We start from the raw sequence: 13,077 nt of genomic DNA, 5'->3' as shown, positions 1-13,077 counted from the left end.
ATATCCTCCTCACAAAGCCTTAGCTTCGATCTTAAGTTTCTCAACCAATGTCTTGACATCAGGCACTTTGATGCCGGCGGAACGCGTGGTCGGCTCAACGAATTTCATGATCTTCAAGCGAGGCGTGACGTCCACGCCGAGATCATCCGGCTTGATAATCTCGAGCGATTTTTTCTTTGCCTTCATGATATTGGGCAGCGTCACGTAACGAGGCTCGTTCAGCCGCAAATCCGTCGTGACGACCGCCGGCAGGGTAAGAGACAAGGTTTCCGCTCCACCGTCAACTTCCCGCGACACAACCGCGGTACTGCCTTCCAACGTCACCCGTGATGCGAAGGTAGCTTGTGGCATACCGGCGAGCGCAGCAAGCATCTGACCTGTCTGATTAGAGTCGTCATCAATCGCCTGCTTTCCCAGGATGATGAGTTGAGGCCGCTCCTTGTCCACTAGTGCCTTCAGAAGCTTGGCGACAGCAAGCGGCTCGAGTTCCACGGCAGTTTCAATCAAAATGCCGCGATCGGCTCCGATAGCCATGGCGGTGCGCAGCGTCTCCTGGCACTGGGAAATGCCACACGAAACCGCGATGACTTCAGTAGCTACGCCTGTTTCTTTTTGGCGCACAGCTTCTTCCACTGCGATTTCATCGAACGGATTCATCGACATCTTTACGTTGGATATGTCGACTCCGGAACCGTCGGCTTTGACACGGACTTTCACGTTATAGTCGACCACCCTCTTCACCGGTACCAGGATCTTCAATGTAGGATTCCTAATGCAATCGCACGAAAGTCGGTTGGAAAAATAGCCATAGTCAGCAAACATGTCTCTTATTGCTTCAGAACGTATGGCGAATGGCGACGTGAGCTGCAAACTGTCGGTCGCTCGTCGACGGCGTTATTGCCGTGATTGATGCGACAGCTTGTTGACCAGTCGAGTCGCGTCCAGTTGCTTTTTGGTATATCAACGTCCCATAGATGTCTGTGCGCTTCGACAAGAAATAGTCGAACGTCACCTGGGGTTGATGATACTTTGCGTTGTTACCGTTTGGTCCTGTTCCTTTAGTGAACACATAGCCGCCCCCCAGCATAAACGCCGGGGTCACATAGTATGAATAGTCAAGCTCTGCGGTGTTGAACACTGCGGTGCCTTGGTATCCAAAAGGATTCGGGCCGGCACTCGTGTCCCCAAGGCCAGAAAAACGGACATTTGAGTAGTTAGCGTAAAGTGTTCCGCCACCGATCTTGTAGTTCATCCCAACAGCGAAGATATCTTTCGAGTGAGCAGATGCGTAACCTGAGATCGCCGGGTTTCCCTGCACGCCGGTTAGGGTCGTCGCGCCGATGTTGTTCGTCGTCGCGGGGCCCGCAGACGGGGTGTTGCCATAAACAGAAATGTTCGGGTTTCGCGCGGCGAGGTAAGTCATTGCGCCGTAGAACGGGCCGTTCACATACGTGGTTCCAACAGCAAGTTGTTGGTTACGCGTGACGTCGCCCGCGATCCCGCCCAGGCTGTACATAAACCCAAATACGACACCGTGGTAAGCCTGAGTCTTGAACTTGATCGCGTTGTTGACACGATATGTACCGCTCAGATTATCAAGATCGGAAATGTGTGCCGTGTAACCGCTGCCCCACGGATTTGACGTCGTCAAGGCATTGAAATCCAGCAAGAGGTCATATTGACGACCGAGCGTTACGGTTCCCACGGAATTACCCAAACCAATATAGACCTGGCGCCCCATGTAGTCCCCCCCTTGCTGGAATCTCCCGGTATTCATGTCCCAGCCGCTTTCCAGTACCACGATCGTGCGCATCCCACCGCCGAGATCTTCTACCGCTCGAATCCCCCAACGGCTACCGGCGAGAATGCTGCTCGCAAGGTAGGTCTGGCTTGCTTTCTTTCGCCCAGCGGTTCCGGCCGTCTGGACGTTGTTCACATATGTTATCCCGTCGTCGATCAAGCCATACAGCGTCACGCTACTCTGCGCGTATGTTGGCTGGGCGGTCAGCACGACAATGCCCGCGACGGCAAGTCTTTTATTCATGCAAGCTCCAGTGTTTGCCAGGGTGGGGCGATATAACTACGGTGAACCTAGAATCTTCACTCCCAGATCATAAGAGGGCGGAACCGTTCGGTACTCGCGTAATACTCTTCAATAAGGCGATAGATGACGTCGCGGGTGCGTTCGATTGTGTTCAAGCGACCAACGATTTGACCGACCGGATTAATCGTCACGGCCTTCGCCTTATCGGGGTACGCCCGCGCACGTCCAGTTGCCTCGGCTGCGACAATGTCTTGAAGCGGCAGTGGGAGCGTCTTCGGCGCACTCGGCGCCTCCCATGCCTTGGTCCACTCGTTCTTCAACATCCGGCAAGGCTTACCCGTGAGCGACTTGGAGCGCGTGGTATCGCGGCTGCGGGCCTCTATTAACAGCTCTCGTTGTTGGTCCGTGAGATCTGATTCAACGGTCGTGAGCCATAGCGATCCGGTCCAGACCCCTTGAGCCCCCAGCATTAGCGCTGCTGCGATCTGAGCGCCACTGCCTACTCCGCCCGCCCCGAGAACCGGCACCGGCGCAACAGCATCGACGACCTCGGGCCAGAGCACCATCGAGCCGATCTCGCCGGTGTGTCCTCCGCCCTCAGTCCCCTGGGCGATAATGATGTCTACTCCCGCCGCTGCGTGGCGCTTCGCTTGTGACACTTCCCCGCACAGGCCCGCAAGCAATCGCCCGCTTTCCTTGATCATTGCCGTCACGTCGGCTGGCGGTGCGCCCAGAGCGTTGGCCACGAGACGAACCAGGGGATGCTTCAGAGCGATTTCGACGTGGCGACGCGCCGTTGCGGCGGTCGATCGAATGAGGTAATCCCCTTCGTGCTCGATACCAGCCGGCAACTCGGGAACGCCGTTGTCCGCGAGGACCTTTTTTGCATAGGCAATGTTCTCGGGCGGAATCATGGCCTTGAGCTTCGCGTGCAATCGACTCAGATCTGCCTCGTCTGCCCACGGGTCCTTTTCAGGCATGACTACATCTACACCGTACGGCTTTCCGCCAATGCGTTCGTCGATCCACTCAAGCTGAACCTCGAGCTCTTCGGGCGTGAAACCGACACAGCCCAGGACACCGATCGCTCCTGCTTTGCTCGCCTCTACGACGACGTCACGGCAATGACTGAAGGCGAAGATCGGTGCATCGATGCCTAGCTGTTTGGCGAGTAATGTTTGCATGTTGACTATTAGCAGTTCGTGATAGCGTTGACTAATCCGCGTCGGACATCCTCTGCAGCAAGGACGTTGCGGCGTTAAAGGGCCTTTTGTCACTCAAAGAGCGACAGCTGGCCATTTAAAGTGAGGCAATTGATCTAGGCCGTTCAAGCCCATGACCTTTTCCATGTCGTTCGGTGAAATGGACGTACCCCCGGCCCGCGCCATGTCAGGCATCCGGTGAAACTTGTCAACGAGTGTCTTGAGAAATCCGGGGCCGCGCACCCGCTTCCCGGAGACGTGATCGGTACCAAAAAGAATGCGTTCCGCGCCGATGACTTGGATAGCTTTCGCCACGCGCTTGGCCAGCGCTATTTCGGCCTCGTGGTTGTGATCGTCCCAAAGACACACTGATAATTCCAGTGTGGCGGCCTCGGAATTTTCGGCTACACGAAGCGCGTTTTCAAACTCGCACGGTGCGCCTGCATGACCCAGGACAGCCTTCAGCTTAGGGAACGCTTTGACGACCGGAAGAAAATAGTCCAGGCGAGACCATGACTCGTCGAGCAACGGCAACGGATGGCCGGTATGGAACAAGATTGGCGCATCATGCGCGAGGCAAACTTCGTACACAGCCATCGCTTCGGGTGAGTCTGGCATCCACCCGCAATTCGGGTAGAGCTTAAGACCGTTCACCTGCCTGGAACCCAGCCAAGCGTCGACTTTCTCCGGCGCACCCGGCCGTCGCGGATCAATGCCGCCAAATGCAATGAGACGCCCAGGATAGCGTTCTTGACACGCGATCGCGTGAGCCACGACCTCATCGACTGACTTTTCCGAATGGAAGTCTGGGCCCCAATCAATCGGTAACACGACAGCCGCGTCGACACCGGCCGCGTCCATGTCGGCGATCATGCGAGATCCGTCGGGGTCAATAAGACCGGCTTCGATTTTTCCTCGGATCTGGTCAGGCGTGCGACCCGGTTCAGCGCTCGCCCATTGATTGGCGACGTAATCCCACCATTCGTTTGGCCAATGGCCCTTGTCAAGCAGATGCGTATGGAAGTCAAGTATCATTGCCGCTCTAGCCTTCTAGTTTGAACACAGGAATGTTTTGACCACTATCCGCAGTCGCGAAAAGCAAGCGGACATCAGCGTCAATTTTTAAGCGATCGAGGTCGTCCGCAAGAATGCGCGATATGACCTTCACGCCCTCAGGAAGCGCGATCACCCCGGTTGCGTAGACGCCCCAGCTAGAAAACTGTGGGGAACGGTTGACTTTGACAATACTGAAAGTCCAAACCTTTCCGGTTCCCGCAATCGGAAGATCCTCGACCTCGTCGGACCAACAGTGGCAGCAAAATGCGCGGTAGTGGTATTGAACTCTCCCACATGACTGGCAGCGCTGAACCAGGAATTCACTGCGATTGCAAGCGTCCCAAAATGGTTGCGTTTCATTGACAGTCGACGGTAACGGACCGGTCCACGCTAGCGTGTTGGTAGTCATATTTAGATCTCGAGAATATGGGCCGCAGAGCCGCGGCGGGCCAAAAACGCAGCACCCGTAGCGGTGCACATCGCGACCTTCGCGTTCTTGACTTGACGCCCCGTTGCCTCACCTCGCAACTGGCGTACAGCTTCGATGAACATAAAGATTCCACGACGACCAGGATGATTGGAGGACAGACCGCCGCCATCGGGATTCACCGGGAGAGATCCGCCATTTAGCTTCATCTCACCGGCTGCGGCGAAGGCGCCGCCCTCCCCAACCGGACAGAACCCGGCGCCTTCGAGGTCGACGATTACGTTGAATGTAAAGGCGTCGTAGATCATCGCCGTATCGACGTCACTCGGGCGGCGTCCCGCCATGGCGTATGCATCGCCACAAGCGCGCGTCACCATTTCGCGACTCTCGGTCGCCCAGTCGGTGTGGCCTCCTCCGTGCGTCATGAGCGCTTCACCCCAACCCCGGATCCATACCGGCGGCTTAGCGCACTCCGCGAACAGGTCGGGATGAGCGACGATAATTGCGCCCGCGCCGTCGCTGACGAGGCAGCAGTCGAGCCTGTGCAGCGGCGTCGCGATAATCGGCGATGCAAGCACGTCGTCGACCGTTATCGAGTCGCGTCGAAGCGCGTTGGGATTGAGTTGCGCGTGCTCGCGCATGGTGACTGCCACATGGGCAAGCTGTTCGCTTGTCAAGCCCGTATCGTGCATGTAGCGCTGTGTCAGCATCCCCATGAAAGCAATGACAGTTGTGCCATAAATCTGCTCAAATGCGTCGGGGATCGGCACCATTTCCTGGCCAGTAAGCTGGTTATAAGACACGGTACCCACATTGACCTTGCGTGACTTGGTGGTCGCCCCGTAGGCGATTAGGGCGCACTTAAAAAGGCCTGCATGAATGCCAAGGACCGCCCGATTCACGTAATAGCCAAGCGACGCACCGCCCACATCGGTTTCATCGATGAACTTGGGTTTGATGTTCAGATAATCAGCTGCCATCGTGGATGCGCACAGTCCGAGCTGGCCACCCTCGGGCGCCGTTGCGGCAACGAACAGCGCGTCGACGTGGGCAGGCGACAAACCAGCGTCATTAACGGCTCCGCGACATGCTTCGGCAAGTAACTGCCATTCACTTTTTTCCGGGGCGAAGCGTGTGGGATGCTCGTATGCGCCAACGATCGCGGCTGCTTGTGCAAGTCTGGGGTCTGCCACTACAAAATCTCCATGGAGTCGTACATATCGGCTAGGTGACGCAGCAATAGCCGCCGGCAATGCTCTTTGTTAAGGAAGGTCTGCACAACCCGCTTTTTGAAGCGTTATCTTTCACATCCTGCGCGGCCTCGGCGTTCAGATTTTTGTCGGTGAGTTGATTGCCGGAGTTTTTTCCGCGCACCGGAGCGCTCCAACCAGATATATGGCCTTCATTGGCCCGGTGTTTCAAGCTTTGCGCAAAGCTCTACGTGCCATCCATAGATTGCCCAAAGCAAACAGCGTGGTGATCTGGGCGGTGTTCTTCATCAAACCACGATAGCGGGTCTTCATGTAACCGAACTGCCGTTTGAGGATGCGAAACGGGTGTTCGACCTTGGCCCGGATACCCGCCTTCAGGCGTTCGATCTGATCGTATATCGCGTCCAGCGAATCACTCAGATCCAGTTTCCTTCGCTTTGCCGGTCGCATTGCAACATGCCAACGAACCGCGTCAGCCTCACATCGCTTTTCGATACCCAGATATCCGGCGTCCGCGTACACATCCGTTTCTTCACCATGCAGCAACGCCTGGGCTACCGTGATGTCGTGAACATTGGCCGCCGTTCCAATGACCGTATGGACCAGGCCCGAGTCGGCGTCCACGCCGATATGCATTTTCATCCCGAAGTACCAGTTACCACCTTTCTGCGTCGATTGCATTTCAGGATCGCGCGTGCCGGAGCCATTCTTTGTCGAACTGGGCGCGGCAATCAGGGTGGCGTCGACTGCCGAACCAGCCTTGAGCATCAGGCCTTTCTCCGTCAGGATTTCATTGACCAGCGCCAGCATTTGCACCGCCAGTCCGTGCGTTTCCAGCAGATGGCGGAACCGAAGAATCGTGCTTTCATCCGGCAAGCGAACCATCCCGCCGTCGAGACCCGCGAACTCGCGATACAGCGGCACGTCATAGAGTGCCTCTTCCATAGCAGGGTCTGACAAACCGAACCATTGCTGCATGAAATGAATCTGCAGCATCGTCGCAATCGGGAACGGCGGCCGACCGGTTTTGCCCGTGGGATAGTGCGGCTCGATCAGCGCAATCAGCTTCAACCAAGGCACAACGCGTCGCATCTCATCGAGAAATTCCCGCTTGCGCGTGCGCTTCGTTGACAGATCCAGACCAAGACCAAGTTGCGTCATCACACTGCTCCTCACCCAATTAGCTCTGTTTCCCAGGATAGCTCAGCAGCAACACAATGCCAGGACTTCTGCAGACCTTCCTTAACGCGTTAAGCCCGCGGTAACTCAACTTGGACTTGAAGCGCTTGTGCATGCAGTGCAATGGCGATGCGTCGAGCCTCGACGCGATTCTTCTTTCCCGTTGTCCCGGCCGGCATCGCGGTTACCTGGAAAAGGTTCGTGGGAATCTTGAATCGTGCGATGCGATCAGCAAGGAATTCCAGCACCTTCTCGGTATCCAAGCTGTAGTCGTTACGGACGATCACGAGGGCTGCGACGGTTTCCCCTAATACGCTGTCTGGCAGGCCAATAACCACCGCATCCAGAACGTCCGGATGAGCGCAAATCGCCGATTCCACTTCGGCGGGCGATATGTTGACGCCGCCTCGAATGATGATTTCGCTCTGGCGGGTGACAAACGTGTAGTATCCGAGCGCGTCGCGCTTGAGGATGTCGCCCGAGCGCAGCCAGCCGTCGGCCGTGCGGCGAGAAGCGGTCAGATCAGGCTCGTCGGCATAGGCAAGGAAGTCGCCCGGGCCGCGAATCCAAGCCTCGCCGGGCTCGTCGACTGCCACATCCCAACCGTCTGCATCGACTAGCTTAATCTCAACGCCCGGTACACATCGTCCCAAGCTTGTCGGTGGTGCATCAACATCATGTACCGGGTGAATAGCAAGCGCGGGAAAGGACTCAGTCATTGCCCACGCTTCGCAAAGCCGCAAGCCCAAACGCGTTTGCATTTCTGCTACTACGACCTCATTTCGCGGCTCTCCACCAAGGATTGTTTTACGAAGCGCGGAAGTGTCGAAAGCCTGCTGATTGAGAACTTGAAGCATCATTGCGTACATGCTCATCGTCCCGGCGAAGGCTGTTACTTCTTTGGCTGCAATCAACTCCAGTGTCCGCGTCGGACTAAACTTCGTCTCGAGTACGATGGTTGCTCCGGCGCCGAACGCGGACTGGGAAAGCGAGCACAGCCCAAAGACCCAGCTTAGCGACATGGCTACGAGTAACCGGTCATCACGCTCAAAGGTCCAGGCGTCGCGGTACGCTTTCGCGCTCCAGGTTTCTGCGCCGTGGGAACGCAGGACTGGCTTTGGCAGCGACGTCGTTCCGGATGTATAGCTAATGAGCAGCGGTTGTTCCGGCGGAAGGTCGATCGGAGGGAACGAGCCAGGCTCGGCCATCAGGTCGGATAAATGCCGGTAACCCACGTGGGGAGTGTTGTCGAGGAAAACGATCGCTGGGGTGAGGCTCGTTTCATTCAGCCCGGCTTTCAATGTCTCGAAAAGATCGGAGGATGTGATGATCAAGGACGGCTTTGCGTTAGATAGCGCGTAAGCCAGCTCGCGGATTTTGAACGAAACATGCACCGGCGCGAGAACGGCCCCAAGTCGTGCGACTGCATGATAGATAATGAGCGACTCGATGGTGTTGTCTGCGAACAGCATGACGCGCTCGCCCACGCCGATGCCGTGGCGCCTCAATCCCAGAGCGAGCATCTCAGACGCTTCAACAAACTGTCCATACGTGACCGCGCGGGTGCCCATTTGGACAGCGACACGGCTTGGGTCGACCTGGGCATGATCGATTGCGAGGTTAGCGTGGTTCATTACTCAATACCTGCGGAGATTGTCGTTGAACGGTTGCCTCGCCTCGCGCTATCGGGACGCGCTGCGGAGCAAAAACCCGCAGCGGCATACGCGACGGCTGCAACAAGACCGAGCGGCGCGAACACCGCCATTGCCTGTCGTAATCCCTCACCGGTGCTCGCACCCGCACTGACAAAGAAGTCGGAGCAGTAGCCGATAATCATGGGAGCGAGGATGAGGTTTCCGAAGCTGGTGGCAAGAAGAAACATTGAAACGATCTTGGCGCGAAGAGGGGGCGGTGACATATTGTTGATAAGACTGAATGTCGGCCCGGTATACATGTATAACGTTGGGACGTAGAGCCACAGGCAAAGCACGAAAAGTTCTCGGTTACTGGCTGTATAGGCGAAGATCGATGCCACTGCAGCGCAGGCGATAACGGCGGCAATCGCCCAGATCTGCGTCCTGGCCGGGCGCTGTGAAAGCCAGTGCATAACGAATGCGACGAATATCGTTGCGGACGCACCACCAATTAAATGCAGCTTGCCCAGCACGGCCCCAGTCTGCGCACCCGTGAGTCCGTAGGTTCGCACCAGGAATGCGGGTGTCCACCAAAGCAATCCCCAACCCCAAGTACAAATGGTCGCACCGCCGAGGATCACGAAAAGAAGCGCCTTCTCTTTCCAGACGTGAGTAAGCGCGGCCAGCAGGCCATTATTGCGGGTACCTAATGGGTCATTGTGTGCAATGACTATGTCGTCAGCCGCACCGCGGGTCGGTTCGCGCACGAGGAGCATTGCAATTGCCCCCAGCGGGAGCCCGAAAGCACCGAAGATAATCATGGTGGCCCGCCAGCCATATTGATCGCTAAGCGACCCCGCTAAGGCGGTTCCGAGGCACGAACCACCGCATACGCCTAAAGTGAAAATCGTCATTGCGACGCCTCGACGCGCCACCGGAAAGCGGTCGGCAATGAGCGTGAGAGACGGGGGTGTACAGCCGGCTTCGCCGAGGCCTAAGCCCAAGCGCGTCGCGACAAAAGCAGACATGCCCGTCACCATTCCACTTAAGGCTGTCATTGATGAAAACGTAATCGCACAAATGCCCAGAAGCATGCGACGGCTGTATCGATCGGCGACGACGCCAGCCGGAACGCCCAAGACCATCAGAACGAGGCCGAGGGCGAGATTCAAACTTGCGACGCCTCCATCTGAAAGCCCGAATTCGTGCTTAATGGGCTGGAGCAGCGTCGAGAAAATGAAGCGGTCAGCGACGTTCAAGGTGTAGATCGCAGTTGCCATCGCAAGCGTGATCCAAGCCTGTGCACCGATGCCGGGCGGCGTAGACTGCTCGGCTTCAACCCCCTCGCTCGGCGGATTCGACGACGTCATCCAGAACTCCTTCTTGGTAGACTGTTTTTCGACTCTGTAGTCGAATTTATTGCGTCTTGCCTTATTCTGTCAACGAGTCAAAATGTTTTTTGGGGGGGTATTTGTACCTACTCCGCATCCCGTGCAGGACGTTGACGTTGGCCAGTTGCATGATTAGACTGGACAGAAGAATTTTTGACCGTACTCCCGCCCAAGTTCTCACCGTCGCTTTGATCTGCCTAAGTTGGGCTGAGACAGGACAGGGAACCGGTGGTTCTCCCCCATTACTTCGGGCAAACGTCCTCTCTCGATTGCTCGACCGCACAGCTCCGAATGCCTCGACTCGTTAAAAACACTGCACACCAGACGGCTACAGAGACGTCAGCGCCTCCGGCCTCTAAAAAGGGCAACGTCAGATCGCTGAAGCGGTTGCTCGTGCGCGAGGAAATTATTAAAAGTGCCGCAACTTTGTTTGCCGAACGTGGTGTACGGTCCGTAGCTCTTGACGAAGTCGCCAGCACGCTTGGCTACACAAAGTCGAGTGTGTACTACTACTTCGAGAGTAAGGATGAGTTGCTGTGGGCGGTGTTCAACTATATCTCGGGGCACTTTGTGGGGGAAGCCGAACGCATTGCTGAGTCAATTCCCGACCCCGCCGATCGCTTGACGAGCTTGGTCCGCATGCACGTACGCTTCCTTGCGGAGCACCGTGAGTGGGCCACCGTCTTTTACCGCGACATCCAGGCCTTATCTGAGCAGCGACAAAAAGAGGTTCGCGGCATCATCGTTAAATATGACGCAATTTTCAGGCAGGCAGTATCGGAAGGTGTAACGAATGGGAGCATGCATCCGCTCGCGCCTGACATCGTGGCCAATGCTGTGCTCGGAGCCTGCAACTGGATGGTGAACTGGATCTCACCTAAGCATCAGCAGAATATTGAAAATATCGCGGACACTTATGTCTCGCTTTTTATGAATGGAATTTTTAAACGGCCGCAGGCATAAAGCGGTCGACTCCCCGAGAAGAAGGCCAGGCGCCAGCGCAGGATCGCGCTAGAGCAGATCAAGTCACAACCGGCCATCCGTGCCAGACTGCTGACTCACACACGGGCCATGCCGTATGCCAAGGTACCGCGTTCCGCTGCAAAAATGTGGGCGACTGCAAGCATAGTGGGACTGATAGTCTGGATGCGCGTTCGAAAAACTTGACCGCGCCGTAGATTGGTGCCAAGGAGCGCCGAACCGCGATGAACGGACGGCGTACGTTGAATCAGAACTGCGATTCGGGAAGACGAACTACAAGACCATCGAGTTCGTCTGACATGTGTATCTGACAGCTGAGCCGACTATTGGGCGCAGGATTCATTACGCAGTCAAGCATACTTCGCTCGGTTTCGCTCGGCGCGTTCAATTTGTCCGTCCAAGCCTCATCTATATACACATGGCACGTCCCGCAGCTGCTGCACCCGCCGCACTCCGCCAGCACCGCATCTAGCCCCTGACGCACCGCCGCTTGCATGACACTTGTCCCGGATGTGACGTTAACCCGATGGGTCGCACCATCGTGGCAGACAAATTCGATTACAGGCACAACTTTCCCCTAACCCGTTACGCTATAAGTAGATCCCGGACAGGGAGAGCTTCGTCATGAAGCCGCTCCGGATCCGGCGAATGACCGTCCGTCAACAGGCGGCGCGACAGCATGAACTCTTTGGGACGATTGATCGCATCCACTGCGAGAAATTTGCGTTCCTTGAAATAGAACACGGCAAAGCTCCGACCCGCCTTCCATTCGCCACGAATCACAATGCGATCATAGCCCTGCGACAGACCTGCGATTTGCAACTTTACGTCATATTGATCCGACCAAAACCAAGGTAGCGCCCTGTAAGGCTCAAGCTTTCCGCAAATTGTTTTGGCTGCCGTTTTGGCTTGCTCGGTCGCATTCTGGACCGATTCAAGGCGAATAAATCTTTGATAGATCGGATTGCAATGGCTTGTGCAGTCGCCCGCTGCCAAAATGTTGTGATCGCTTGTCCTGGCAAATTCGTCTACCCGAATGCCATCATTAATTTCAAGCCCGGCGTCTTCTGCCAGACTGATTTCCGGTCGCACGCCGATACCAACAATTACCAGATCAGCCTTCACTTGCAATCCGTCACCACACGAAACGCTTTCGACCTGAAGGTTGCCGTTGATAGAAGTCGCCGTGACCCCGGTCAGAATCTCTACACCTTCCTCTCGATGGATTCGCGTGTAGAACTCTGAAATCTCTGTCACGGTAACACGTTGCAATACCCTTGAAAAAGCTTCGACTATTGTTACATGCACGCCCAGATTTCGTAGCGATGCCGCCGCTTCCAATCCAATATAGCCACCCCCAATTATGACCGCGCGCCTGCCTCGTCCAGCGAACTCACGGATCCGATCCACATCTTTCATTTCCCGGAGATACAACACGCCCGGCAAATGATCGCCAGGAAGCGTCAGCTTCCTGGCAGATGCCCCCGTGGTTAGAGCAAGCTTGTCATAAGAAATCCGGACACCGTTGGCCAGTTCAATTGATTTTTCATTCCGGTCGATTGCGACCACGCGCATTCCCAAGACCAACTCCACATTCGCCGTGTCGTAAAAATTTGCCGGTCGAATGAAAATTTCGTCGGGATGTTTTCCACCCGCAAGGTAGGCTTTCGAAAGTGGTGGGCGATGATAAGGAATGACCGCCTCGGCACTCACAAGCGAAATTTTCCCTGTCCACCCTTCCTGCCTAAGACTTGCAGCAACCTGGGCCGCGCCGTGGCTCCCGCCAATAATTACAACTCGCTCATCGCTCATAAAATTACCTGATTTATGATGCAAGCCAGCGTGCGCTCAACTGGCTCATCACCAAACTCCTAAACATACTCAGGCTTTGGTACGGTGCATTCACGGCAGCTGAAACACAGGCCCGAAACGGTCACATCGCTTCAGACCTA

The 13,077-nt window shown here is 56.0% G+C and carries 12 protein-coding genes; 1 reads left to right on the top strand and 11 read right to left on the bottom strand.

Translation table 11 applies throughout. The features are described from left to right. Positions 1-9: 9 nt before the first annotated feature. From B0G82_RS36680 to B0G82_RS36640, 9 genes are all read right to left on the bottom strand, one after another. Complete coding sequence (locus B0G82_RS36680) at positions 10-759, bottom strand: electron transfer flavoprotein subunit beta/FixA family protein (protein WP_120298662.1); 750 nt, start codon at positions 757-759, stop codon at positions 10-12. A gap of 76 nt (positions 760-835) precedes the next feature. Beyond that, positions 836-2,044 (bottom strand): porin, encoded by a 1,209-nt coding sequence (locus tag B0G82_RS36675; RefSeq protein ID WP_121311210.1) that lies wholly within the window; start codon positions 2,042-2,044, stop codon positions 836-838. Between the two features lie 56 nt (positions 2,045-2,100). Further along, positions 2,101-3,228 (bottom strand): nitronate monooxygenase family protein, encoded by a 1,128-nt coding sequence (locus B0G82_RS36670; RefSeq protein ID WP_121311209.1) that lies wholly within the window; start codon positions 3,226-3,228, stop codon positions 2,101-2,103. Positions 3,229-3,321: 93 nt separating this feature from the next. After that, complete coding sequence (locus tag B0G82_RS36665) at positions 3,322-4,281, bottom strand: amidohydrolase family protein (RefSeq protein WP_121311208.1); 960 nt, start codon at positions 4,279-4,281, stop codon at positions 3,322-3,324. Between the two features lie 7 nt (positions 4,282-4,288). Beyond that, positions 4,289-4,711 (bottom strand): OB-fold domain-containing protein, encoded by a 423-nt coding sequence (locus tag B0G82_RS36660; RefSeq protein WP_121311207.1) that lies wholly within the window; start codon positions 4,709-4,711, stop codon positions 4,289-4,291. Between the two features lie 2 nt (positions 4,712-4,713). Further along, on the bottom strand, positions 4,714-5,922 hold the full coding sequence (locus tag B0G82_RS36655; protein WP_121311206.1) for a thiolase domain-containing protein: 1,209 nt from the start codon (positions 5,920-5,922) through the stop codon (positions 4,714-4,716). A 225-nt stretch (positions 5,923-6,147) separates the two neighbouring features. Then, a complete protein-coding gene (locus B0G82_RS36650) occupies positions 6,148-7,101 on the bottom strand; it encodes an IS5 family transposase (RefSeq protein WP_116149560.1) in 954 nt (317 codons plus the stop codon). Positions 7,102-7,190: 89 nt separating this feature from the next. Further along, on the bottom strand, positions 7,191-8,753 hold the full coding sequence (locus tag B0G82_RS36645) for a class I adenylate-forming enzyme family protein (protein WP_121311205.1): 1,563 nt from the start codon (positions 8,751-8,753) through the stop codon (positions 7,191-7,193). Beyond that, a complete protein-coding gene (locus tag B0G82_RS36640) occupies positions 8,753-10,123 on the bottom strand; it encodes an MFS transporter (protein ID WP_121311204.1) in 1,371 nt (456 codons plus the stop codon). The genes B0G82_RS36645 and B0G82_RS36640 overlap by 1 nt, the downstream gene beginning before the upstream one ends. Positions 10,124-10,435: 312 nt before the next feature. On the opposite strand from B0G82_RS36640, the gene B0G82_RS36635 reads away from it, so the two are divergent. Beyond that, positions 10,436-11,107, top strand: a complete 672-nt coding sequence (locus B0G82_RS36635) for a TetR/AcrR family transcriptional regulator (protein WP_134466685.1) — start codon at positions 10,436-10,438, stop codon at positions 11,105-11,107. Positions 11,108-11,372: 265 nt separating this feature from the next. Here B0G82_RS36635 and B0G82_RS36630 read toward each other — a convergent pair whose 3' ends face one another. Together B0G82_RS36630 and B0G82_RS36625 are read right to left on the bottom strand one after the other, a co-directional pair. Continuing rightward, entirely contained in the window at positions 11,373-11,693 is a 321-nt protein-coding gene (locus B0G82_RS36630) for a 2Fe-2S iron-sulfur cluster-binding protein (protein ID WP_121311202.1), read from the bottom strand. 17 nt (positions 11,694-11,710) lie between these two features. Further along, on the bottom strand, positions 11,711-12,937 hold the full coding sequence (locus tag B0G82_RS36625) for an FAD/NAD(P)-binding oxidoreductase (protein WP_121311201.1): 1,227 nt from the start codon (positions 12,935-12,937) through the stop codon (positions 11,711-11,713). Positions 12,938-13,077: the final 140 nt, after the last annotated feature.

The sequence above is a fragment of the Paraburkholderia sp. BL17N1 genome (assembly GCF_003634175.1).
In the GTDB taxonomy this organism is placed as follows: domain Bacteria; phylum Pseudomonadota; class Gammaproteobacteria; order Burkholderiales; family Burkholderiaceae; genus Paraburkholderia.
The sequence above is the reverse complement of the archived record's forward strand: the minus strand, read 5'-3'. Positions and strand labels throughout refer to the sequence as shown.

Bases quoted from the DNA above. Each gene is read 5' to 3' on its own strand.
- B0G82_RS36675 (WP_121311210.1), bottom strand. From the start codon at position 2,044: ATGAATAAAAGACTTGCCGTCGCGGGCATTGTCGTGCTGACCGCCCAG.
- B0G82_RS36670 (WP_121311209.1), bottom strand. From the start codon at position 3,228: ATGCAAACATTACTCGCCAAACAGCTAGGCATCGATGCACCGATCTTC.
- B0G82_RS36665 (WP_121311208.1), bottom strand. From the start codon at position 4,281: ATGATACTTGACTTCCATACGCATCTGCTTGACAAGGGCCATTGGCCA.
- B0G82_RS36660 (WP_121311207.1), bottom strand. From the start codon at position 4,711: ATGACTACCAACACGCTAGCGTGGACCGGTCCGTTACCGTCGACTGTC.
- B0G82_RS36650 (WP_116149560.1), bottom strand. From the start codon at position 7,101: ATGACGCAACTTGGTCTTGGTCTGGATCTGTCAACGAAGCGCACGCGC.
- B0G82_RS36645 (WP_121311205.1), bottom strand. From the start codon at position 8,753: ATGAACCACGCTAACCTCGCAATCGATCATGCCCAGGTCGACCCAAGC.
- B0G82_RS36640 (WP_121311204.1), bottom strand. From the start codon at position 10,123: ATGACGTCGTCGAATCCGCCGAGCGAGGGGGTTGAAGCCGAGCAGTCT.
- B0G82_RS36635 (WP_134466685.1), top strand. From the start codon at position 10,436: ATGCCTCGACTCGTTAAAAACACTGCACACCAGACGGCTACAGAGACG.
- B0G82_RS36625 (WP_121311201.1), bottom strand. From the start codon at position 12,937: ATGAGCGATGAGCGAGTTGTAATTATTGGCGGGAGCCACGGCGCGGCC.